General features: G+C 67.3%; 19 protein-coding genes. 15 read left to right on the top strand and 4 right to left on the bottom strand.

What is annotated here, in order from left to right:
• Positions 1–69 precede the first annotated feature (69 nt).
• Together CXG43_RS17385 and CXG43_RS17375 are read left to right on the top strand one after the other, a co-directional pair.
• On the top strand, positions 70–1,110 hold the full coding sequence (locus tag CXG43_RS17385) for a hypothetical protein (protein WP_157825298.1): 1,041 nt from the start codon (positions 70–72) through the stop codon (positions 1,108–1,110).
• Positions 1,111–1,457: 347 nt separating this feature from the next.
• The gene (locus CXG43_RS17375; RefSeq protein WP_157825028.1) at positions 1,458–2,423 is read left to right on the top strand and encodes a hypothetical protein; all 966 of its coding nucleotides are present in this window, start codon (positions 1,458–1,460) and stop codon (positions 2,421–2,423) included.
• Between the two features lie 12 nt (positions 2,424–2,435).
• Here the strand turns inward: CXG43_RS17375 and CXG43_RS17370 are convergent, their stop codons facing one another.
• Positions 2,436–3,392, bottom strand: coding sequence for a LysR family transcriptional regulator (locus tag CXG43_RS17370; RefSeq protein WP_101101244.1), 957 nt, complete (start codon positions 3,390–3,392; stop codon positions 2,436–2,438).
• A 95-nt stretch (positions 3,393–3,487) separates the two neighbouring features.
• Between CXG43_RS17370 and CXG43_RS17365 the strand changes: the two genes are divergently transcribed.
• The 11 genes from CXG43_RS17365 (at position 3,488) to hemC (ending at position 17,102) form a co-directional block, all read left to right on the top strand.
• On the top strand, positions 3,488–4,678 hold the full coding sequence (locus CXG43_RS17365) for an MFS transporter (protein WP_232767861.1): 1,191 nt from the start codon (positions 3,488–3,490) through the stop codon (positions 4,676–4,678).
• Between the two features lie 66 nt (positions 4,679–4,744).
• The gene (gene lexA, locus CXG43_RS17360) at positions 4,745–5,350 is read left to right on the top strand and encodes a transcriptional repressor LexA (protein WP_101101479.1); all 606 of its coding nucleotides are present in this window, start codon (positions 4,745–4,747) and stop codon (positions 5,348–5,350) included.
• Position 5,351: 1 nt separating this feature from the next.
• Entirely contained in the window at positions 5,352–5,978 is a 627-nt protein-coding gene (gene imuA, locus CXG43_RS17355) for a translesion DNA synthesis-associated protein ImuA (RefSeq protein WP_101101239.1), read from the top strand.
• 9 nt (positions 5,979–5,987) lie between these two features.
• Positions 5,988–7,406 carry a DNA polymerase Y family protein gene (locus CXG43_RS17350; protein WP_101101237.1) on the top strand — a complete coding sequence of 473 codons (1,419 nt, stop codon included), beginning with the start codon at positions 5,988–5,990 and terminating at the stop codon, positions 7,404–7,406.
• Positions 7,403–10,618, top strand: a complete 3,216-nt coding sequence (locus CXG43_RS17345; protein WP_198551472.1) for an error-prone DNA polymerase — start codon at positions 7,403–7,405, stop codon at positions 10,616–10,618. Before CXG43_RS17350 ends, CXG43_RS17345 begins: the two co-directional genes overlap by 4 nt.
• A 126-nt stretch (positions 10,619–10,744) precedes the next feature.
• Entirely contained in the window at positions 10,745–10,918 is a 174-nt protein-coding gene (locus CXG43_RS19340) for a hypothetical protein (RefSeq protein ID WP_198551471.1), read from the top strand.
• 389 nt (positions 10,919–11,307) lie between these two features.
• Positions 11,308–13,218: a glucans biosynthesis glucosyltransferase MdoH gene (mdoH, locus tag CXG43_RS17340; protein ID WP_101101235.1), complete on the top strand. Its 1,911-nt coding sequence runs from the start codon at positions 11,308–11,310 to the stop codon at positions 13,216–13,218.
• A 39-nt stretch (positions 13,219–13,257) separates the two neighbouring features.
• Entirely contained in the window at positions 13,258–13,917 is a 660-nt protein-coding gene (locus CXG43_RS17335) for an alpha/beta hydrolase (RefSeq protein ID WP_101101233.1), read from the top strand.
• 3 nt (positions 13,918–13,920) lie between these two features.
• Positions 13,921–14,964, top strand: a complete 1,044-nt coding sequence (locus tag CXG43_RS17330) for a histidine kinase (RefSeq protein WP_198551470.1) — start codon at positions 13,921–13,923, stop codon at positions 14,962–14,964.
• Between the two features lie 12 nt (positions 14,965–14,976).
• Entirely contained in the window at positions 14,977–15,705 is a 729-nt protein-coding gene (locus CXG43_RS17325) for a LytTR family DNA-binding domain-containing protein (RefSeq protein WP_057507507.1), read from the top strand.
• Positions 15,706–16,193: 488 nt separating this feature from the next.
• Positions 16,194–17,102: a hydroxymethylbilane synthase gene (gene hemC / locus CXG43_RS17320; protein ID WP_101101473.1), complete on the top strand. Its 909-nt coding sequence runs from the start codon at positions 16,194–16,196 to the stop codon at positions 17,100–17,102.
• Positions 17,103–17,170: 68 nt separating this feature from the next.
• Here hemC and CXG43_RS17315 read toward each other — a convergent pair whose 3' ends face one another.
• Both CXG43_RS17315 and CXG43_RS17310 read right to left on the bottom strand, forming a co-directional pair.
• Positions 17,171–17,947 (bottom strand): DUF481 domain-containing protein, encoded by a 777-nt coding sequence (locus CXG43_RS17315; protein WP_042614557.1) that lies wholly within the window; start codon positions 17,945–17,947, stop codon positions 17,171–17,173.
• A gap of 100 nt (positions 17,948–18,047) precedes the next feature.
• Complete coding sequence (locus CXG43_RS17310; protein ID WP_101101231.1) at positions 18,048–18,722, bottom strand: hypothetical protein; 675 nt, start codon at positions 18,720–18,722, stop codon at positions 18,048–18,050.
• A gap of 83 nt (positions 18,723–18,805) precedes the next feature.
• Here CXG43_RS17310 and CXG43_RS17305 point away from each other — a divergent pair, with 83 nt between their 5' ends.
• Together CXG43_RS17305 and CXG43_RS17300 are read left to right on the top strand one after the other, a co-directional pair.
• Entirely contained in the window at positions 18,806–19,771 is a 966-nt protein-coding gene (locus CXG43_RS17305) for a YafY family protein (protein WP_101101229.1), read from the top strand.
• Positions 19,772–19,796: 25 nt separating this feature from the next.
• Positions 19,797–20,588, top strand: a complete 792-nt coding sequence (locus tag CXG43_RS17300; protein ID WP_101101471.1) for a MetQ/NlpA family ABC transporter substrate-binding protein — start codon at positions 19,797–19,799, stop codon at positions 20,586–20,588.
• 45 nt (positions 20,589–20,633) lie between these two features.
• On the opposite strand, the gene glpK is transcribed toward CXG43_RS17300, so the two are convergent.
• Positions 20,634–22,124, bottom strand: coding sequence for a glycerol kinase GlpK (gene glpK, locus CXG43_RS17295; protein WP_101101227.1), 1,491 nt, complete (start codon positions 22,122–22,124; stop codon positions 20,634–20,636).
• Positions 22,125–22,167: the final 43 nt, after the last annotated feature.

Here is a 22,167-nt window from a genome sequence, read left to right as displayed (position 1 = left end):
TGTGGTGGCAGCTGCCTGGCAGATGCGCGCTTCTGTGAGTAACGCACGATCAGCCACACCAGCAGCGCGATGCCTGCCGGTATGCAGAAAAGGACCAGCAGGATCAACCCGTGCCAGATGCTGAAACTTCCCATTTGGTTCTGCCTTGATGATGGTGCACCGATGCTAGCATCGGTCACCGAACAGGACGCAGCGAGGCGCGCAGGCGTGGTGGAACGCGGCGCAGGATCACGATCAAGGGCGGCGCTTGTCGCTGCGGTGGCGCTGCTGGCAGCAGTTGGAGGGGGGTTGTCACGTAGCGGTGACGAGGCCGCACCCGTGCAGGATTTCACCGGGGTATCCGCAACTCCCGGTTCTGCCGGGCAACGTGCCGCGCTGCCTGGAACGCAGCCGCCGCAGGTGACCCGCGGGCTGTCCGAAGTCCATCGCCTATGGGCCGTGAAAACCGCTGCCGATGGCGGGGATGCCGCCGCCATGCGCGAGATAGCCTTCACCAGTGCACACTGTGCGGGCATGGGACACGGCAGGCAGGGGATCCAGCACACGCTGGATGGAGCATCGGCCAACCTGGAAATGCGCAGCCCCGAAGCAGCGGCAACGTATCGCAGCGCTGGGCAGAGGCTGGAAGCGCAGTGTGAAGTACTGGGTACCTGGAGCAGTGACCTGCGTGCCTTCGGGCGACTCTGGCGCGATCGTGCCGCGGAGGCGGGCGATCTGACGGCGACCATCCGCAACACGCTGTATGAGGCGCAACGCGATCCACAAGTTGCGGCAGAACTGTTGGACCGCGTCATTGCCAGCGGCGATGCAGCGGCGATCGCCGAGATGGGGGCGCTGCTGTTCCAGATGGGCAGGGGCGGGCAGTCATTGCCGGGATATGAAGGGATGGCGTTCGACGTATTCGACTTCTACGCGATGCAGGTGATTGCCTGCCAGCGCGGTCTTGCGTGCGGCGAAGGGTCGGTGATGCTGGATGACATCTGCCTGACGGGAATGCAATGCACGTTTGCCGATTTTCCTGCGTTGTTGTGGCACAACGTTGAAGAGGACGGCGAGGCGCATCAGCTTGAGCAAGCAGTGAAGAGGATGCGCGGTCTGCTGGAGGGCTGAGGTTTCGCCGAGCATGGCGCTGCGCTACCAGGCGCCCTTGGCGCAAGGTCTCTGGTCTCGCTGCTGATCGCAACATGCCGGCCTACAACGCGGTGAAAGGTGCAGTGGCGAACCTGACCCGCGCGCTTGCGATCGACAGTGGCCGCATCCCGATGGGCGCCTGGGCGGGCGGGAAGACATCGCAGGCGCATCTGCCCAGTCTGATCCGTGCAAGAATTCCCGGAAGATGTGACCGGCCTCGAGGATGACGAAGGTCGGCCACGCGGCCTGCAGCAGAGGCCGCTGGGGTTGCTACACTTCGCGCCGCAGGTACCACGCTGCGACGGAGCAACAGTCACGTGACAGATATGGCCCAGCACGCCCGCTTCCACCTTGTATATGACGGCCCTGCTCTCGTTCAGCACCAGATGGATGTGCGTGCGCTCGCCCCCGCGCTTCTGGCCATGGGCGAGCTGGTGGAGCGTGCCAACGAGCTCTTCAACGGCAGCCAGGCCAAGGTTTCCGTCAACGTGCACGCATCGTTCAAGTCCGGCTCGTTCGGAATCGATCTGGAGTTGGCCCAGTCGCTGTGGCAGCGAGCACTGGATTTTGCCAACAGCAATCCGGTGACGGGCATAGTGAGCATCGTCGGCCTGCTTGGGATTGGAAAGACCACCTGTACTGGCATGGTGCAAGCGATCGTCTGGTTGCGCGGTCGCGGGGTAAAGCGCATAGAACCCATCAGCAACGGCGTGGTGCGTCTGTTTGTCGATGAGGAGCATCTGGATGTAGAGGAGCGGGTCCTGCAGTTGCTGCAGGACTATCGTATCCGGCGCGCCCTCGAAGGCGTCATCGCCGACCCGCTGAGCAGGGAAGGCATCGATACGGTTGCCATGGTTGATCAGAAAGCCCAGCAGGTACTGATTTCAATCGATCGCACGCAGGGGGCCTACTTCAAGGCGCCCAACCCGGAAGAAGAAACCCTGCAGACCGATGAATACGTCACCACCCTGCAGGTGCTGACCCTGGCCTTCCAGGATGGCAACAAATGGCGCTTCACCGAGGGCGGCGGCAATACCTACTTTGCCGTGGTGCTTGATGAGGAATTTTTGAGCCGAGTGCACCTGAATCAGGAGCAGTTTGCCAAGGATGACATCATCAAGGCCCGCATCAAGCGCACCCAGCGCCTGAACAAAGACGGATTGAAAGCCGATTACGAGGTGCTGGAAGTGCTTGAGCACCGCAGTGCCTCGCCCAAGGTGCAGCTGCGCATGAATTTCGGGGGCAATGAGGAGCGCAAGCCCCCCGGGGCCTTGATCCGCACGGACGAGTAGGGCGGGGGCAGTTCACCGGGCTTCCTGGCGCACCCGCATCCCTTCAATGCCCGGGATGCTTTCGCGTATCGCATCCAGGAACAGCTGCAGGCGTGCGGGCCGGTGGCGTCCGGCCGGGAACACCAGGTGCACCGGCAATGGCGCGGCTTCCCAGCCGGGCAGCAGCTGCACCAGCCGACCGCTGCGCAGCTCTTCGGTCATCATCCAGGCCGATCCGATGCCCACGCCGATTCCATTGCAGACCGCCTGGTGCAGCACGAACAGGTTGTCGGTGAGCAGGCGGGGCTGGATCGCGATGCGCTCCTGGGTCTTGCCGATGCCGGCGCCCTGGCAGCGCTGCAGCTGTACGCTTTCACGATAGAAATTGGTCAGGGACACCCACGGCAGCGTTGCCAGCGCGGCGGGCGTGGTGGGCAGCGGATCGGGCGCGCTCGACGCGGCGCACACCACGATCCGGGGCACCTCGGCTACCTGCACGGCCACCACGTCCTGCTGTTCCAGCGGGCCTACGCGGATGGCGCAGTCGATGCCTTCGGCGACCAGGTCGGACAGGCCATCGTGCAGGCGCCATTCCAGGCTGATCTGCGGGTAGCGGCGCAGGAAGGCCAGCATCGGCGCCATCAGCTGGCCTTGCCCGAACGCATGCGGCACCAGCACGCGCAGGCGTCCACTGGGCTGCTGTGCGGCACCGCGCAGGTCCTGTTCGATGCCTTCCCAGCTTTCCAGCAGCTCACGCGCATGCTGCAGGCAGCGTTCGCCATCGTGGGTGAGCTGCATGCCATGGGTGGAGCGCTGCAGCAGGCGCAGGCCGAAATGCTTTTCCAATGCCTGCAGGCGGCGGCTGATGGTCGGCTGGGTGGTGCCCAGTTGTACGGCTGCGGCGGACAGGCTGCCGGCATCCACGATGCGCACGAAGGTGCGCAGTAGGTCGATGCGGTCTGCATTGGCGGGGGCGGAAGAATGGCTCATGCGCAGTACGTATGGGGCTGATGCGGCCGAGCCTACTACACCGGCCGCCTTGGCAGGAGGAAACTGCGCGCCATCACACCAACAAGGCTCCTCCCATGTCTACTGCGCATGACGCAACCCTGCCACTACCGCCGCCCACCTTGCCCGGCCTGTTGGTTCCGGTCATGGCCGCCGGCGCTGGCTTCAGCGTGGCCTCGCTGTACTACGCCCAGCCGATGCTGGGCGCGATGGGGGCTTCGCTGGGGGCCAGCGACGCGTCCATCGGCCTGGTGCCGACCCTGACCCAGCTCGGCTATGCGGCCGGCATTGCGTTGCTGGCCCCGCTCGGTGACCGCTTCGAACGCCGGCGCATCATCCTGGTCAAATCCTTGCTGCTGGGCGCAGCGCTGCTGGCCGCCGGCCTGGCTGGCCACCTGCCCGGGGTGCTGCTGGCCAGCCTGCTGGTCGGCCTGATGGCCACCGTGGCACAGGACGTGGTGCCCGCCGCCGCCACCCTGGCACCGCCGGAACACCGCGGTGCGCTGGTCGGCAAGGTAATGACCGGCCTGCTGCTGGGCATCCTGCTGTCACGCGTGGTCAGTGGCGTGGTGGCCGAACAGTTCGGCTGGCGCGCGATGTTCATCGCCGCCGCGGTGTCGGTGGTGCTGATGGGTGTGCTGCTGCGTGCCACGCTGCCGCGCTTTGCGCCTACCACCACGCTGGGCTATGGCGCGCTGCTGCGTTCAATGGGCGGGTTGTGGATGCAGTTGCCGCCGCTGCGCCGTGCGGTACTGGCCCAGGCACTGCTGGCAATGGGCTTCAGTGCGTTCTGGTCGACGCTGGCGTTGATGCTGCATGCCCGCTTCGGCATCGGCAGTGCGGGCGCCGGGGCATTCGGAATCGCCGGCGCGGCCGGTGCACTGGCTGCGCCGCTGGCCGGCCGTTTTTCCGACCGCATCGGTACCCAGCGGGTGGCCCGGCTGGCCATTGGCATCGCCCTGCTGGGCTTTGCCAGCCTGCTGCTGGATGGCCTGTTCCCGGTGTCGCTGCAGCTGGTGCTGCTGGCGGTGAGTGCGGTGATCTTCGACTTCGGTTTCCAGGCCGCGCTGGTGTCACACCAGACCCTGGTCTACGGTCTGCAGCCGCAGGCGCGCAGCCGCCTGAATGCCCTGCTGTTCACCGGCGTGTTCGTGGGCATGGCCGCGGGCGGTGGCTTGGGCGCCATGGCGCTGGCCCAGGGTGGCTGGCATGCGGTGGTGCTGCTGGCCTGCGCGACCAGTGCACTGGCGCTGTGGGTGAGGCGGTAAAAAGCCGTTCTCGCTGAACGTGGCCGATGTCGCTTTTCTGAAAGCGGGGGTGTACAAATGTACACCATGGATCCCATCGACCTCCCTCCCCAACGTGCGGCCGTGCTGGCCTGGCTGCGCCAGTCACTGGCTTCGGGCCAGTCGCCCAGCCTGGCCGACATCGCCGCCGCCTTCGGTTTCGCTTCGCGCAATGCCGCGCAGAAGCATGTGCAGGCGCTGGTCGAAGCCGGCCTGCTGGACCAGGCGCCGGGCCGCAAGCGCGGGCTGGCCCTGCCCGGTGGCCCGACCGAGCTGCTGCCGCTGGCAGTGCTGGGCCGGGTGGCGGCCGGCCAGCCGATCGGCGCGGATATCGGCCTGGACCAGCAGCTGTGGCTGGACCGGCGGATGTTCTCCCCGCGCCCGGATTACCTGCTGAAAGTGCAGGGCGATTCGATGATCGACGACGGCATCCTCGATGGTGACCTGGTCGGCGTGCACCGTACCCCCAGCGCCCGCGACGGCCAGACCGTGGTGGCGCGCATCGATGGCGAGCTCACCATCAAACGCCTGCAGCAGACCACCGATGGCGTGCGCCTGCTGCCGCGCAATCCGGCGCATGCGCCGATCGTGGTCGAGGCCGGCCAGGACTTCGCAGTAGAAGGCGTTTACTGCGGTCTGGTCCGGCAGGGCTGAGATGAACACCGCGCCCGAACTGCAGCAGCTGCTGTCCGCCCAGACGCTCTGGCATGCGGGGCGGGGCAGTGCGAAGGAGGGCGTGGAAGGCCAGTCCACCGGGCATCCGGCACTGGATGGATTGCTGCCGCAGCGCGGCTGGCCGCGTCGCGCGCTGACCGAGCTGCTGCTGCCCGCCGATGGCGTGGGCGAACTGCAGCTGCTGCTGCCCACGCTGGCGCGGCTCAGCCAGGCTGGCGCGGCGGTGGCGGTGATCGCCCCGCCCTACCTGCCGTATGCACCGGCGTGGCAGGCGGCCGGGGTGTCGCTGCAGCATCTGCAGTTGATCGACGCGGCCCCGCGCGATGCGCTGTGGGCGTTCGAACAGTGCCTGCGCAGTGGCGCCTGCGCGGCAGTGCTGGGCTGGCCGAAACAGGCCGATGCCCAGGCGCTGCGCCGGCTGCAGGTGGCCGCAGATACCGGCCAGTGCCTCGGCTTTGCCCTGCGTGACCGCAAGCATGCGGCCAATCCATCGCCGGCCGCGCTGCGCCTGGAGGCGGTGCGTGACGGCCAGGCCACCCAGTGGCAGGTGCGCAAGTGCCGTGGCGGCCCTGCGCCGTCGCAGGCATTCGCGTTGAGGGCAGGGTGAGATACGCCGATGCTCTGGGCCTGTGTACTGCTGCCGCAGCTGGCGCTGGATGCCGTCCTTCGCCGCCACCCTGATCCGGATACGCCGCTGGCGTTGGTCGGCGGGGCGGTGCAGCTGCGCACCCTGCATGCGGTGAATGCCGCCGCCGCGCAGGCGGGGCTGCAGGCCGGCATGCGGCTGACGGCTGCGCTGGCGCTGCTGCCGGACTTCCAGATGGTGGAACACGATCCGCAGTCCGATGCGCGCTGGCAGCGCTTCCTGGCTGCCTGGGCATACCGGCACAGCTCGCTGGTGAGCGCGCAGTGGCCGGGCTGCATCGTGCTGGAAGTGCGCGCCAGCTTCCAGCTGCTGGGCCCGTGGCCGGTGCTGCAGGCGCGCCTGCGTGAGGAACTGCAGGCACTGGGCTTCCAGCACCGCATCGCGCTGGCGCCGACGCCGCGTGCGGCGATGGTGCTGGCCGGCATCCGCGATGGCCTGGATGTGCAGGACATCGCGGCGATGCAGGCGCTGCTGGACCGCGTTCCGGTGCGCCGTGCGCGGCTGCCCGATGACGGCGGCACGCGCCTGCAGCAGATGGGCATCGGCAGCCTGCAGGCGCTGCGTGCGCTGCCGCGCGATGGCCTGCGCCGGCGCTTCGGATTGCCGCTGCTGGAACACCTGGACCGGCTGTACGGCCAGGCCGATGAGCCGTTGGCCTGGTATGCGCCGCCGGACCATTTCGATTCGCGGGTGGAGCTGGGCTATGAGGTGGAAAACCACATGGCCCTGCTGTTCCCGTTGCGTCGTCTGATCGGCGATCTGTGTACCTGCCTGTCGATCCGCGATGGCGGCGTGCAGCGCTTCGTGCTGCGGTTGGAACACGAAGAAGGCCATACCGACGTGGAGGTGGGCCTGCTGGCCGCCGAACGCGATGCCACGCTGCTGTTCGAGCTCACCCGCAACCGGTTGGAGCGCGCCAGCATCGACCAGCCGGTGGTCGCCGTGCGCCTGCTGGCACGTGAACTGCCGACCTTCGTGCCGGCCAGCCGCGATCTGTTCGATACCCGCAACCAGCAGCAGCTGCCGTGGCCGCAGCTGCGCGAACGCCTGCGTGCGCGGCTCGGTGATGGCTCGGTATATCGCGTTGGGCCGGCCGGTGACCCGCGCCCGGAGCGTGCGTGGCAGCGCGTGGAAGGCGATGGCATGGCCATTGCCGAAGCCCCGCTGCGTCCACCGCGTCCGTGTTGGCTGCTGCCCACGCCGGTGCCGCTGCGCGATCCGCGCGCGCGCATCGTGTCCGGTCCGGAGCGGCTGGAAAGCGGTTGGTGGGATGGCCAGGAAGCACGGCGTGACTATTACGTGCTGGAGACTTCGCAGGGCCAGCAGGCCTGGGCCTTCGCCATGCCGGGCCAGCAGGGCGACTGGATGCTGCACGGCTGGTTCGCATGAGCCGTATCGAAGAACGTGATGATGCCCCGTGCAAGCGCATGCCGCGTGCGTGGGAAACCCGCGAGCGACTGGCCGCGGCCAACGACGATGTACAGCATGAAGACACGCTGCCGGCGTATGCCGAGTTGCACTGCCTGTCTGATTTCTCGTTCCTGCGCGGCGCGGCCAGTGCCGAAGAACTGTTCACGCGTGCGCACCAGTGCGGCTACGAAGCCCTGGCGATCACCGATGAGTGCTCGCTGGCCGGGATCGTGCGCGCGCTGGAAGCCTCGCGGGCCACCGGCGTGCCGCTGATCGTCGGCAGCGAGTTCGTGCTGGAGTGCGGGCTGAAGCTGGTGCTGCTGGTGGAGAACCAAAGCGGCTACGTGCGCCTGTGCGAACTGATCACCACCGGGCGGCGTGCGGCAGGCAAGGGCAGTTACCGGCTGGCCCGGCAGGACGTGGAACGGGTGCTGGGCGATGCGTCCGGTGAAGGGCTTGGCCTGTTTGCGCTGTGGGTGCCGGGTGCACAGCCTGATGCCGCGCAGGCAGTCTGGATGCAGCAGGTATTCGTGCAGCGCACCTGGCTGGCCGTGCACCTGCACCGCGAACGCGACGATGCCGCACGCCTGGCCCAGCTGCTGGCGCTGGCCACGCAGCTGGGCATCGACGCACTGGCCTGCGGTGACGTACACATGGACGTGCGCCGCCGCCGCGTCCTGCAGGACACCATGACCGCGATCCGCCACGGGCTGCCCCTGGCAGAATGCGGTGCGTTCCTGTTCCGCAATGGCGAACATCACCTGCGCACCCGGCGTGCACTGGGCAACATCCATCCGCATGCGCTGCTGCACACCGCCGTGATGCTTGCCCGACGCTGCCGGTTCCGGCTTGACGAGGTGCGCTACCAGTATCCGGCCGAGCTGGTGCCCGATGGACATACGCCCAGCAGCTGGCTGCGCGAGCTGACCCTGCGCGGCATGCGCGAGCGCTGGCCGGAAGGCGTGCCGGACGCGGTGGCCATGCAGATCGACAGTGAGCTGGCGCTGATCGCCGACATGAAGTACGAAGCCTTCTTCCTCACCGTGGAAGACATCGTGCGCTTCGCGCGTTCACGCGACATCCTGTGCCAGGGACGGGGGTCATCGGCGAACTCGGCGGTGTGCTTCGCATTGGGCATCACCGTGGTCAACCCGGCCGAAAGCCGCTTGTTGATGGCGCGCTTCCTGTCCAAGGAACGCGACGAGCCGCCGGACATCGACGTGGACTTCGAACACGAACGACGCGAGGAAGTGCTGCAGTACGTGTATGGAAAATACGGGCGCGAACGCGCGGCGCTGGCCGCCACGGTGATCCGTTACCGGGGGAAAAGTGCAGTGCGCGACGTGGCCAAGGCGTTCGGGCTGCCGTCGGACCAGGTGGCGCTGCTGGCCGAATGCTTCGGTTGGGGCAATGGCGAAACCCCGATGCAGCAGCGACTGGCCGAGGCCGGTTTCGATGCGGAAAATCCGCTGCTGCAGCAGGTGATGGCGGTGACCGAGCAGTTGCGCGACCATCCGCGGCATCTGTCCCAGCACGTGGGCGGCTTTGTGATCAACGATGCACCGTTGAGCACGTTGGTGCCGGTGGAGAACGCCGCGATGGCCGACCGCACCATCATCCAGTGGGACAAGGACGATCTGGAAACCATGAAGATGCTCAAGGTCGATTGCCTGGCGCTGGGCATGTTGACCTGCATCCGCAAGGCAGTGGCGCTGATAGAAAAGCATCGCGGCCATCGCATCGACCTGACTCGCCTGCCGATCGATGATCCCCCCACCTTCGCGATGATCCGGGCGGCCGACACCGTCGGCGTGTTCCAGATTGAATCGCGTGCGCAGATGAGCATGCTGCCGCGCCTGAAGCCCACCACGTTCTACGATCTTGTGATCCAGGTGGCGATCGTGCGGCCCGGGCCGATCCAGGGCGGCATGGTGCATCCGTTCCTGCGCCGCCGCCAGGGCCATGAAGCGGTGACGTACCCGTCCGAGGGCATTCAGGACATCCTCGGAAGTACCCTGGGCATTCCGTTGTTCCAGGAGCAGGTGATGGAGCTGGTGATCCATGCCGGTTACGAGCCGCACGAGGCCGACCACCTGCGCCGCTCGATGGCGGCTTGGCGCAGCGGGGGTGACATGAACCCGCATCGCGAGCGCATCCGCGGATTGATGGAGAAAAAGAACTACAGCTCGGAGTTCATCGATCAGATCTTCGAACAGATCAAGGGCTTTGGTGCCTATGGTTTCCCGCAGAGCCATGCCGCCTCGTTCGCCAAGCTGGTGTACATCAGCTGTTTCCTGAAGCGGCATGAGCCGGCCGCGTTTGCCTGCGCGCTGCTCAATGCGCAGCCGATGGGCTTCTATTCGGCCAGCCAGATCGTGCAGGACGCGCGCCGTGGCAGCGCCGAGCGGGGCGGCGTGGCCGTGCTGCCGGTGGATGTATGCATCAGTGATTGGGACAACACCCTGGAAGGCGGCGATGCCCGCACCCAGCCGGCCATACGGCTGGGGCTGCGGCAGCTGGCCGGCTGCAGCGAAGCGGCGGCACGGGCGGTGATGGCGGCCCGTGCGCAGGCTCCCTTCGCCGATGTGGCCGACCTGTGCCGCCGTGCACGGCTGGATGCAAAGGCCCGCCAGGTATTGGCCGATGGCGGGGCACTGGCCGCGCTGGCCGGCAACCGCAATGCCGCGCGCTGGGCGGTGGCCGGCATCGAACGCGCGATGCCGCTGCTGCAGGGCAGTCCGGACGAGCAGGACATCGTGCTGCCGGCGCCCAACGTGGCCGAGGAAATGCTGTCCGACTACCGTGCCAGCGGGCTGACACTGGGTGAACATCCACTGGCGCTGTTGCGCACGCGGCTGCAGCAGGAGCGCGCGCTGGACTCGCGCCAGCTGCGCGCCACCGCGCATGGGCGCGGCGTGCACACCATCGGGCTGGTGACCCAGCGACAGAAGCCCGGCACGGCCAACGGCACGGTGTTCGTCACCCTGGAAGACGAGCACGGCATGGTCAACGTGGTGGTCTGGTCGCATCTGGCGCTGCGCCGGCGCAAGGCGCTGCTGGGGTCGCGGCTGCTGGGAGTGCGCGGGCGCTGGGAGTGCGTGGACGGGGTGCGCCACCTGATCGCCGGCGACCTGCACGACTACAGCCACCTGCTGGCCGGGCTGAACGCCCCATCGCGCGACTTCCGGTAGTGGCGGCCGTCACTACCGGGCGGGGTTGCGCCCTGCACGCAACAGTCACGGTTTTAGGATAGGGTGCGCAATCCGTCGGCCCTGTGCCCCGCTGCCCGGGCCCGCCGGATTGTCCTTGGAGGATGCATGAGCAAGTCCGCTTCAGTGGAAACCACCCCCGGTCCGGTGCTGCTGCCGACCCCGGAAGTACAGCAGGCGCAGCACCTGCTCGCCCGCCAGCAGATCGCGGTGGCGATGGAGCGCGCCCGACGCGCGGCCGACGCCGATATCGCCGAACGCCACGCCGTACTGTCGCGCTGACCTGCGCGTGGTGGAGGCGATGACGGCAACGGTCGTCACCCTCTGATCGAGTCGGCACGCCGTGGCCGCCACGGCACGGCCTGCCCCACCCTCTCAAATGGTAACTGTTATCATTATCATCGGGCTTCGGGGGGAGTGCGCCGGCGCGTGTCGCGGTTTATCCTGAATGGGGGAAAACCCCGGCGAGACCCTTTCGCGCTCGGCTTACACGCAGCGACCTAGACTGAGGCGCAATTTTTGAATCTACCGGGTGAGCGATTCGTGGGCTCCTGTAATGAGAGAGATCGGTTGCGGGCCCTGAAGCGCGATGTGCGGAACGGGGAAGCGTGGGATGGATCGTGTTGCGCAGGCAGCACGGCAGGCCTGCGCGTTGACGCGAGGTAACCTGGATGACTGAGACCCCCACCCGCGTCCGGCTTGATGCAGGCTTGGCGATGCTGCCCGATGGCGGCTCGCCGCTGCCCATGCCCGAACAGGAACTGCACCGGGGCGAGCTGAAGATCCGCCGCCACCGTACCTCGCCGCGCCTGATCGGGCTGCGCCGTGCCTACCTGTTCGGCGGCACCGCACTGATGACCGCTGCGGCCACCGTGATGATGTGGCGGGTGCTGTCGCCGAACGGGGTCAGCGTGCTGGAGGCCTGCCTGCTGGTGCTGTTCGTGGGCCTGTTCGGCTGGATCGCGCTGGCCTTCGCCAGTGCCGTGGCCGGCTTCCTGACCGCGGTGTTCGATCGCGGCTACCGGCTGGGCATCGACCCGGACGAGCCGCTGCCGCAGCTGCATACGCGTACCGCGTTGCTGATGCCCACCTACAACGAAGACCCGCGGCGGCTGCTGGCCGGCCTGCAGGCGATCTACGAATCGGTGGCGGCCACCGGCCAGCTGGCCAACTTTGATTTCTATGTGCTCAGCGATACGCGCCGCGAAGACATCTCGCATGCCGAAGAGCAGGTATTCGCCGAACTGCGCGAAACGCTGGATGCGCACGACCATCTGTTCTATCGCCGCCGCGCCGACAACGGCGGGCGCAAGGCCGGCAACATCGCCGACTGGGTGCGCCGTTTCGGTGGCGACTATCCGCAGATGCTGATCCTGGACGCCGACAGCCTGATGACCGGCGACACCATCGTCCGCCTCGCCGCGGGCATGGAACACAACCCGGACGTGGGCATCATCCAGACCCTGCCGGTGGTGGTCGGCGGCCGCACGCTGTTCTCGCGCATGCAACAGTTCGGCGGCCGCGTGTACGGCCCGGTGATCGCCCGCGGCGTGGCCTGGTGGCACGGCGCGGAGAGCAATTACTGGGGCCACAACGCGATCATCCGCACCGTGGCCTTCGCCGAGAATGCCGGCCTGCCCGCGCTGCCCGGGCAGGAGCCGTTCGGTGGCCACGTGCTCAGCCACGACTTCGTGGAAGCGGCGCTGATGCGTCGCGGTGGCTGGGCCGCGCACATGGTGCCCTACCTGAAAGGCAGCTACGAAGAAGGCCCGCCGACGCTGACCGACATGATGGTGCGCGACCGCCGCTGGTGCCAGGGCAACCTGCAGCACGGCAAGATCGTCGGCAGCCGCGGCCTGCACTGGATCAGCCGGGTGCACATGCTGATCGGCATCGGCCATTATTTCACCGCCCCGATGTGGGCGATGCTGATGCTGATCGGCATCGCCATCCCGCTGTTCCAGGAGGGTATCGACCTCAACGGCGTGCTGCACCTTTCGCCCAGTGTCTACTGGCGTACCCAGGACGAAACCCACGTGGTGCGGCTGTTCGCGGTGACCATGGGCGTGCTGCTGATGCCGAAGATCCTCGGCTACCTGGCCACCCTGCTTGAGCCGGCCTGCCGCCGCGGCTGTGGCGGGGCGGTGCGGATGTTCATCGCCATGCTGCTGGAAACCGTGCTGGCTGCGCTGATGGCCCCGGTGGTGATGTACGTGCAGTCGCGCGGCGTGGCCGAAGTGCTGGCGGGCAAGGATTCGGGCTGGGATGCCCAGCAGCGCGACGATGGCCGCGTGGATTGGTTCGCCCTGGTCAAGGCCTACGGTGGCCTGAGCCTGTTCGGCGCCTTCATGGGCGTGCTGGCCTGGGCGGTTTCGCCGGCGCTGGCGGCCTGGATGGCCCCGGTGGTGATCGGCATGATGCTGTCCATCCCGGTGGTGGCGCTGACCTCTTCGCGCGGTCCGGGCAGCTGGCTGCGCCGGTTGAAGCTGATGGACATCCCGGAAGAACGCGACCCGCCGGACGTGCTGGTGCGTGCCGCGCAGCTGCGCCGCGAAGCGCTGTCGAAGCCGCCGCTGTACTGAGTCGCGCATAATGCGGCTTCGATACAGAGGAGCCGCAACATGCTGCAGACGGTGGAACAGGAAACCGGCGCATCGCCGCAATGGGCAGTCATCTGGCTGCATGGACTGGGTGCGGACGGCAACGACTTCGCCCCGATCGTGCCCGAGTTGGTGCGTCCGGGCTGGCCGGCGCTGCGCTTCGTCTTCCCGCATGCGCCGGTACGTCCGATCACCATCAACAACGGCGTGCCGATGCGCGGCTGGTACGACATCGTCGGCATGGACTTCCGTTCGCGTGCGGACATGGACGGTGTGCGTGCCTCGGTGGTTGAACTGGATGCGCTGATCCAGCGCGAGATCGACCGTGGCATTCCGGCCGAGCGCATCTTCCTGGCGGGCTTCTCGCAGGGCGGGGCGGTGATCCTGACCGCTGCCCTGCAACGTACCGCGCCGCTGGCCGGGCTGATCGCGCTGTCCACCTACCTGCCCGAAGCCGAAACCGCCGCGCGCATCGATGGCGCCGTGCAGGTGCCGGTGTTCATGGCGCACGGCACGCAGGATCCGGTGATTCCGCTGCAGGTGGCCGAACACACCGCCGCCACGCTGCGCACGCTGGGCGTGGAGGTGCAGTGGCAGTCCTATCCGATGGCCCACCAGGTGTGTGGCGAAGAGATCAGTGCACTCGCAGACTGGCTGCAGACCCGCCTGCAGGCTGGCTGACCCATGAGCACGCCTGCCGCCACCCCCTGGATGCCTGAACTGTGCCGCCTGCCGCGGCTTGCCGCGATGTGCGGGCTGGCGTTGCTGGTGGTGGTGGTGCTGGCGCTGGCGCCTGACGATGGGCGCCACTGGAGCGTGGGCCGGCTGCTGTCGGCGAGTGGTTTTGCGCTGTGGCTGGCGCTGGCGGTCACCGTGGCGCTGTGTGGGCTTCGCAAGCTGCTTTCGACCCTGCCTGCGCTACCGGGATCGGTGGCAGCCATCGCGCTGACGGCGGTGATCGCGGTCATCGGCGCGGGCATCATCCATGCCCTGTATGCGGCACTCGGTGATGACTTCGCCAACGGCATCGGCTTCTGGCGGTTCACCCTGGGCAGTGCGGCCACCACCGCACTGATCAGCGCGGTGGCGCTGCGCTACTTCTATGTCAGCGACCGCTGGGCGGCGCAGGTGCAGGCGCAGGCCCGTGCCGAAGCCGATGCCCTGCAGGCACGCATCCGCCCGCATTTCCTGTTCAACAGCATGAACCTCATCGCCAGCCTGGTACGGCGCGATGCCGTGGTGGCCGAACGCGCGGTGCTCGACCTGTCCGATCTGTTCCGCGCCGCGTTGGGTGCGGGCGAGGGCGATTCGACGCTGCATGAAGAATGCGAGCTGGCCGAGCGCTACCTGTCCATCGAATCGCTGCGGCTGGGCGAACGTCTGCAGGTGCGCTGGCAGCGACCTGCCGAACTGCCCTGGCAGCAGCCGATGCCGCGCCTGGTGCTGCAGCCGCTGGTCGAAAACGCGGTGTTGCACGGCATATCGCGATTGCCCGAAGGGGGCCTGATCGAACTGGAGCTGGCCTGCGTGGATGGGGTGCTGCAGATCCTGATCCGCAATCCGGCACCGGACCCCAGCGCACCGGCCTTGTCGCTGTCGCGCGGCACCGGGCACGCCCTGCACAACATCGCCCACCGGCTGGCCTGGCGCTTCGGTCCGGCCGCGCGGATGACGGCAGGCTGGAGCGGGGGCTACTATGAATGCCGCATCGCCATACCGGTTCGATGAGGGGAGCGCGCCGTGAGGGTAGTGATCGCAGATGACGAACCGCTGGCGCGTGAGCGCCTGCAGTCGCTGCTGGCCGATCTTCCCGATGTTTCCGTGGTGGCTGAAGCGGCCAATGGCGAGCAGGCGCTGCACGCCTGTGCGGAGCTGCAGCCGGACCTGGTGCTGCTGGATATCGCCATGCCCGGGCTGGATGGGCTGGAGACCGCGCGGCATCTTGCGACCTTCGAACCGCGCCCGGCGGTGGTGTTCTGCACCGCCTACGATGCGCATGCGTTGTCGGCCTTTGAAGCGGCGGCGATCGACTACCTGATGAAGCCGGTGCGGCCGGAACGGCTGGCGGCAGCGATCGAGCGCGCACGTGTTTTCCTGGCCGGGCGCGGCGACGCGCAGGGCAACGGCGATGGCCGTGCACGCACCGTGTTGTGCGCGCGCCTGCGCGGTGGCCTGCGTTTGATTCCGGTGGAAGACATCCACTATCTGCAGGCCGAGGAAAAGTACGTGGTGGTACACCATGCACGTGGCGAAGACCTGATCGAGGAATCGCTGAAGTCGCTGGAAGAAGAGTTCGCTGCGCGTTTCGTGCGCATCCACCGCAATTGCCTGGTGGCGCGGCACGAGCTGATCGAACTGCGCCGCGGCACGGCCGGGCAGGTGCAGGCGGTACTGCGGCACGGCAAGCAGCCTTTGGAGGTAAGTCGCCGCTGCGTGGCGACCCTGCGGCAGGATCTGCGTCACCTTTAAGAACATCAGCGTCAACGTCAACGTCAACGTCAAAAGCTGCAGGGCTGTGTGTTGGCGGGGCGGGGTGGCCATGGAACATGCGGCCCTGGTAGCGCCGACCCATGGTCGGCGGAATGTTTCAGGTGAACGGATAAAGAGCCGCCGACCATGGGTCGGCGCTACCGCTTTTCCTTCTTTCATTACGTGGCGGGCGGCCCCGGAACCTGTCAGGGCGCCGGGCGGTGGGGCTGGGCGGGGGCGTTGAGCGCCATGGATGGCGCGAAACGAGGCCCGCATGGGTGAGGGCGCTTTGCTTGCGAAGCACGGCTTCGCAAGCGCCCGAACGCACAGCCGCCCAGCGGCTGGGCCGGACCCCGGAGGGGCAGTTTTTGCCGTCCCCCGACCAGCCCCACCACCCGGCGCCAGGCACGCAGCCTGCTTTTCGCAGCAGCCCGCCACGAGGGGGTCTCACCCGTTCGCCCCCCATCCCGATGCGCGATAATGACCGCATGGATACCCTGCGCATCGCCACCCGCAAGAGCCCGCTCGCCCTCTGGCAGAGCGAATACGTCGCTGACCGGCTTCGCCACGCCCATCCCGGCCTGCATGTCGAACTGATCCCGATGAGCACGCGCGGCGACGAAGTGCTGGACCGCTCGCTGGCCGCCATCGGCGGCAAGGGTCTGTTCCTGAAGGAGCTGGAGCTGGCGATGCTGCGTGGCGAAGCGGACTGCGCGGTGCATTCGCTGAAGGACGTGCCGATGGAACTCGATGCGCCGTTCGTGTTGCCGGCGATCCTGCCGCGGCATGACCCGGCCGACGGCTTCGTTTCCAATCTGTATGCCTCGCTGGATGCGCTGCCGCTGGGCGCGCGCGTAGGCACCTCCTCGCTGCGCCGGCAGGCCCAGCTGCGCGCGCTGCGCCCGGACCTGGAACTGCTGGACCTGCGCGGCAACGTCAATACCCGCCTGGCCAAGCTGGACAACGGCGGCTACGACGCCATCGTACTGGCCGTGGCGGGACTGGAGCGGCTGGGACTGGGGCAGCGCATCGTGGCACGCCTGCAGCCGCCGCACTGGCTGCCGGCACCGGCGCAGGGGGCGGTGGCCGTGGAATGCGATGGCGGCAATGCCGAGCTGCTGCGCTTGTTCGCGGCGCTGGACGACGCACGCACCCGCAGCTGCGTGGAGGCCGAGCGCGCAATGAATCGCACGTTGCATGGCAGCTGCCATGTGCCGGTGGCGGCGATCGCGCTGTGGCAGGGCGAGGACCTGCACCTGCAGGGGCTGGTCGGCGGCGTGGCCGATGGCACTGCGGTGCGTGCCGAAGCCGTGGGCCCCGGCACTGATCCCGAGGCGCTGGGCAGGACCGTGGCGCAGTTGCTGCTGGATGGCGGGGCAGGCGAACTGCTGGCGTAGCGCCGGGCGTCGTGCCGACCTTGGTCGGCATGCATGACGGTGCCGACCAGGGTCGGCACGACGTCGCCTTACTTGAACTTGTAGACCACGTTCATGGTGGTCAGCGTGTCGGTCTTCTGCTTGTCGTCGGCCACGTCGCTGTTGTGGCGCGCCTGCCAGGCGGCCTTCAGCGCGAGATGTTCGTTCATGCTTACCGACACGCCGAAATCGTTCTGCGCGAAGGTGTTGTACGAACCGGATTCGACCAGCAGCGTGTTGACCAGGTCGGTGTTGGGGGTCAGCGAATACTTGATGTCGAAGAAGCCACGACCGATCAGGCCGGTGCGGGTCTGATCGTCTTCGGTGCTGTGGGTGCGGCGCACACCAGGGCCGACCTGGGCGTCCAGCGAGAAGCGGTCATTGCCCCACAGCCGGGTGCCGTAACCCAGACCGAACGAGCTCTGCCGATCATAGGTGGCGAAATCGTCGCGCTCGTAACGGACCGTGGCGGTGATCTGGCGGTGCTCGCCCAGCTGCAACGCGCTGCCGGCACTGCCGGTGTAGCGGTTGGCGGTGGTGTTGCTGACCTTGCTTTCGGTGCCGTCATCGTTGGTCTGGATCGATTCCGAACGCGAACGCAGGCCGAACAGGTCCATGCTGTGCACCCAGTCGTCATCGGTGTAGCGCAGGCGCAGGCGACCGTTGGCGCTCTCGGTGGTGCTGTTGCCGCGTGCAGAAGCGAAGCCGAGTTCACCGCCGCTGCCGCTCCAGGGAGAGGTCATCGCCGCCAGTTCGGCGGGGTCCTGGGCGAATGCCGCAGGGGCGGCCAGCAACAACGGAACCAGCAGGGAAACACGCAGGGACATCAGGAATTCTCCGGGGGCGGGGATCGAGCGCAGTGCGTGATGATAGCGTTAACCCCTCGCTGCCTCGACCGCAGACGACGCCGCGCTTCAGTCGGCGTTTCTACAAATCCCCATTCAGGACAGGCGAAGCTGCATCTCCGGGCGGCGGGACCTGCAGCGACGGATCATTCAAGCGCGAATAGCGCAGGGTGATCCGGTAGGGCTGCTGCTTGTTGAAGCCATCGCGCTGGATCTGCCGCGGAAGACCGTCGCCGCCGATCCAGTACTGCAGCGTTTCGCCACTGCCGGCCGGGCCGTCGATCCGGTACACGCGCGTGGCCGTGCCATCGATGTCGGCCGGCCCACGGTCTTCCACCCGCAGGTCCTGCAGGCGCGCTTCAGAGGGCAGCGGGCTGCGCCATTGTTCCAGGGTGCCAGCTGGCAGCGGCACCTGCTGCATGCGGCCCTCCGCCTGCAGGAAGAAGGTGTCGCCGATGATCGTCTGCACGCCGGCCGGTGTCTCCAGCCGATAGCGGTCCGGGGCCACGAAGTCCATCCCGCTGCGGACCACCTGGCCCGCCTGTGCACCGTGCAGTGTCATTTCGGCATGGAAGCTGCGCAGGCTGGCGAAACGTCGGCTGGCCTCCAGCACGGCCGACGCCGGGTCCGCCGCCGGCGCTGCCGCCGGGTGCGCGGCATCGGCCGATGGCACGCTGGCCGGCGGTGGGCTGGGTTGTTGGCAACCCGCCAGCAACGCGGTCGCCAGGATCAGGGAACACAGGGGAAGCAGGCGCATGCGGGGCAGGCCGAGGCGTGGGGATCGACACGATAGCCGATCATGGCCGCCACAATGGCCGCGAGTCGGACATAATCGGGGTCATGGACCGATACGAACGCATCACTGCCCTGCATCGTCTGCTCAAGTCTGCCCGCTATCCGGTCACGGTGGCGACGCTGCAGGACAAGCTTGGCTGTTCCCGTGCCACGGTCTACCGCGACCTGGCCTTCCTGCGGGATGCGCTGATGGCACCGATCGAAGGCGACGGCGAGGCGGGCTTCCGCTACATGGCCGATGAAAGCGACCGCTTCGAGCTGCCCGGGCTGTGGCTGAGTTCGGAGGAACTGCACGCATTGCTGGCCTCCCAGCATCTGCTCGCACGCACCGGTGGTGGGGTGCTGTCCTCGGTGCTGGCCCCGCTGCAGCAGCGCATCGAAGGGCTGTTGGCGGCCCAGGCCGGCGTCTCCAGCTGGCCGGTGGACCGGGTCCGGGTGATTCCGCACCGGGTACGCAAGTTCGACGAAGGCAGCTTCCGCAGCGTGGCGTCGGCGGTGCTGGAACGGCGCCAACTGGCGTTCGAATATCGCGCGCGTTCCACCGACGAGGCCACCCGCCGCACGGTATCCCCCCAGCGCCTGACCCACTACCGCGACAACTGGTACCTGGATGCCTGGGACCACGACCGCGATGCCCTGCGCAGTTTCGCCGTGGACCGCATCAACAAGGCACGGGTGATCGATGCGCCGGCCACCGATGTCGATGACACCGTGCTGGACGCCCAGCTGGGTGCCAGCTATGGCATCTTCTCCGGCGCCCCGAAAGGCTGGGCGACGATCCTGTTCAGCGCCAAGGCCGCCCGATGGGTGGCCGACGAGCATTGGCACGCCAACCAGCAGGGCCGCTACCTGGCCGATGGGCGCTATGAACTGAAGGTGCCCTACAGTGTTTCCCGCGAATTGCTGATGGATGTGCTGCATTACGGTTCCGATGCCGAGATCATCGAACCGGTGATGCTGCGCGAACAGGCCAAGAGCCTGCTCGCCCTGGCCCTCAGCAATTACGAATGACCCTCTCCCCCGAGACCCTCCCATGATGAAGAAGTCCCTGTTGTTGTCCCTGTTCGCTGCCGTGGCCCTGGCCGCCTGTGGCAAATCCGGCGAACCCTCGCAGAAGCTGATCGTGGCCGCCACGGCGGTGCCCCACGCGGAGATCCTCGAGGTGGTCAAGCCGATGCTGAAGGAGCAGGGTGTGGACCTGGATGTGCGCGTGTTCAACGACTACGTGCAGCCCAACGACCAGCTGGTGCAGAAGCAGGTGGACGTCAATTACTTCCAGACCGAGCCCTACCTGGACGCGTACAACCGGGATCGCAAGTCCGGGCTGGTGACCGTGGCCGGCGTGCACATCGAGCCCTTCGGTGCGTATTCGCGCAAGGTCAAGTCGCTGGATGAACTGCGCGAAGGCGCCGACGTGGTGATCCCCAACGATCCCAGCAACAACAGCCGCGCGCTGATCCTGCTGCACAACGCCGGGGTCATCCAGCTGCAGGACCCGAAGAACGCCCTGGCCACCCAGCGTGACATCATCGCCAACCCGAAGAACCTGAAGTTCCGCGAGCTGGATTCGGCGATGCTGCCGCGCGTGCTGGACCAGGTCGACCTGGCGCTGATCAACACCAACTACGCGCTGGATGCCGGCCTCAATCCCACCCAGGATGCGCTGGCGATCGAGAGCAAGGATTCGCCGTACGTGAACTTCCTGGTGGCGCGGCCGGACAACAAGGACGACCCGCGCGTGCAGAAGCTGGCCAAGGCGTTGACCAGCCCGCAGGTGAAGGAATTCATCGCGCAGAAGTACAAGGGCGCGGTGCTGCCGGCGTTCTGACCCATCGGTCCGCCGGGCATGGCCCGGCGCTGACAGAACCCCGCATCACCAGGCGAGGGCCGCATTGACGGCCCGTTGCCAGCCCGCATACAGCGCCTCGCGCTGGGCCGCGGACATCGTCGGCTCGAAGCGCCGGTCCACGCCCCACTGGGCCGCGATCTGCGCACGGCTCTCCCAGAAGCCGGTCGCCAGCCCGGCCAGGTAGGCCGCGCCCAGCGCGGTGGTTTCCGCCACCTGCGGGCGCAGCACCGGCACGCCCAGCAGGTCGCTCTGGAACTGCCCCATGAAGTCATTGGCGATCGCCCCGCCGTCGGCGCGCAGTTCCTTCAATTCGATGCCTGCGTCGGCCTGCATGGCGGCCAACACGTCGCGGGTCTGGTAGGCAATGGATTCGACCGCCGCGCGGATGAAGTGTTCTTTGGTGGTGCCGCGGGTGACCCCGAACATCGCGCCGCGCGCGTCGCTGCGCCAGTACGGCGCGCCCAGCCCGACGAAGGCGGGAACCAGGTACACGCCGCCGGTATCGGGCACGCGTTCGGCGTAGGCCTGGCAGTCGCTGGACTTGCCGAACATGCGCAGCCCGTCGCGCAGCCACTGCACCACCGATCCGGCGACGAAGATCGAACCTTCCAGCGCATATTCCACCTGGCCGTCCACATTCCACGCGATGGTGGTCAGCAGGCCGTTGGCTGAAGTGACCGCTTGGCGGCCGGTGTTCATCAGCATGAAGCAGCCGGTGCCATAGGTGTTCTTGGCCATGCCCGGTTCGAAACAGGCCTGCCCGAACAGCGCCGCCTGCTGGTCACCGGCGATGCCGGCGATGGGAATCCGTCGATCGAAGAAGAACTGCGGCCGCGTATGGCCGTACACCTCGCTGCTGCTGCGCACGTCCGGCAGCATCGCGCGCGGTATGTCCAGCAGCGCCAGCAGCTCCTCGTCCCAGGCCAGTGTGTGGATGTTGAACAGCAGCGTGCGCGCGGCGTTGGTCATGTCGGTCACGTGCACCGCGCCGCCGGTGAGGTTCCATATCAGCCAGCTGTCGATGGTTCCGAACAGCAGCTCGCCGCGTTCGGCCCGCGCCTGCGCACCGTCCACATGGTCCAGGATCCAACGGATCTTGGTGGCGGAAAAGTAGGCATCCACCACCAGCCCGGTCCGGCTGCGGATCAGCGCCTCATGGTTGTCGGCCTTCAGCTGCTCACAGATCGCCTGGCTCTGGCGCGACTGCCAGACGATGGCGTTGTGGATCGGCTGGCCGGTCGCCTTGTCCCAGACGACCGTGGTTTCGCGCTGGTTGGTGATGCCGATGGCGGCGATGCGGCGCGGATCGACCTGCTGCTGGTTGAGCAGTTCGGTCAGGGTGGTATAGACGCTGGTCAGGATCTCGCGCGGATCGTGTTCCACCCAGCCGGGCTGCGGGAACAGCTGGGCGAACTCACGTTGCGCGCTGCCCGCGATACGACCATCACGGTCGAACAGGATGGCGCGGGAACTGGTGGTGCCCTGGTCGATGGCAAGGATGAAATCAGGTTCCATGAAGGTGTCCTGGTCGGTTCGTTGGACGCTGCGGCAGCGACGC

The organism is Stenotrophomonas sp. Bg11-02, assembly GCF_002836635.1.
Classification (GTDB): domain Bacteria; phylum Pseudomonadota; class Gammaproteobacteria; order Xanthomonadales; family Xanthomonadaceae; genus Stenotrophomonas; species Stenotrophomonas lacuserhaii.
This window is presented reverse-complemented; position numbering and strand designations above follow the sequence as displayed.

Bases quoted from the DNA above. Each gene is read 5' to 3' on its own strand.
- CXG43_RS17385 (WP_157825298.1), top strand. From the start codon at position 70: ATGCCTGCCGGTATGCAGAAAAGGACCAGCAGGATCAACCCGTGCCAG.
- CXG43_RS17375 (WP_157825028.1), top strand. From the start codon at position 1,458: ATGGCCCAGCACGCCCGCTTCCACCTTGTATATGACGGCCCTGCTCTC.
- CXG43_RS17370 (WP_101101244.1), bottom strand. From the start codon at position 3,392: ATGAGCCATTCTTCCGCCCCCGCCAATGCAGACCGCATCGACCTACTG.
- CXG43_RS17365 (WP_232767861.1), top strand. From the start codon at position 3,488: ATGTCTACTGCGCATGACGCAACCCTGCCACTACCGCCGCCCACCTTG.
- lexA (WP_101101479.1), top strand. From the start codon at position 4,745: ATGGATCCCATCGACCTCCCTCCCCAACGTGCGGCCGTGCTGGCCTGG.
- imuA (WP_101101239.1), top strand. From the start codon at position 5,352: ATGAACACCGCGCCCGAACTGCAGCAGCTGCTGTCCGCCCAGACGCTC.
- CXG43_RS17350 (WP_101101237.1), top strand. From the start codon at position 5,988: ATGCTCTGGGCCTGTGTACTGCTGCCGCAGCTGGCGCTGGATGCCGTC.
- CXG43_RS17345 (WP_198551472.1), top strand. From the start codon at position 7,403: ATGAGCCGTATCGAAGAACGTGATGATGCCCCGTGCAAGCGCATGCCG.
- CXG43_RS19340 (WP_198551471.1), top strand. From the start codon at position 10,745: ATGAGCAAGTCCGCTTCAGTGGAAACCACCCCCGGTCCGGTGCTGCTG.
- mdoH (WP_101101235.1), top strand. From the start codon at position 11,308: ATGACTGAGACCCCCACCCGCGTCCGGCTTGATGCAGGCTTGGCGATG.
- CXG43_RS17335 (WP_101101233.1), top strand. From the start codon at position 13,258: ATGCTGCAGACGGTGGAACAGGAAACCGGCGCATCGCCGCAATGGGCA.
- CXG43_RS17330 (WP_198551470.1), top strand. From the start codon at position 13,921: ATGAGCACGCCTGCCGCCACCCCCTGGATGCCTGAACTGTGCCGCCTG.
- hemC (WP_101101473.1), top strand. From the start codon at position 16,194: ATGGATACCCTGCGCATCGCCACCCGCAAGAGCCCGCTCGCCCTCTGG.
- CXG43_RS17315 (WP_042614557.1), bottom strand. From the start codon at position 17,947: ATGTCCCTGCGTGTTTCCCTGCTGGTTCCGTTGTTGCTGGCCGCCCCT.
- CXG43_RS17310 (WP_101101231.1), bottom strand. From the start codon at position 18,722: ATGCGCCTGCTTCCCCTGTGTTCCCTGATCCTGGCGACCGCGTTGCTG.
- CXG43_RS17305 (WP_101101229.1), top strand. From the start codon at position 18,806: ATGGACCGATACGAACGCATCACTGCCCTGCATCGTCTGCTCAAGTCT.
- CXG43_RS17300 (WP_101101471.1), top strand. From the start codon at position 19,797: ATGAAGAAGTCCCTGTTGTTGTCCCTGTTCGCTGCCGTGGCCCTGGCC.
- glpK (WP_101101227.1), bottom strand. From the start codon at position 22,124: ATGGAACCTGATTTCATCCTTGCCATCGACCAGGGCACCACCAGTTCC.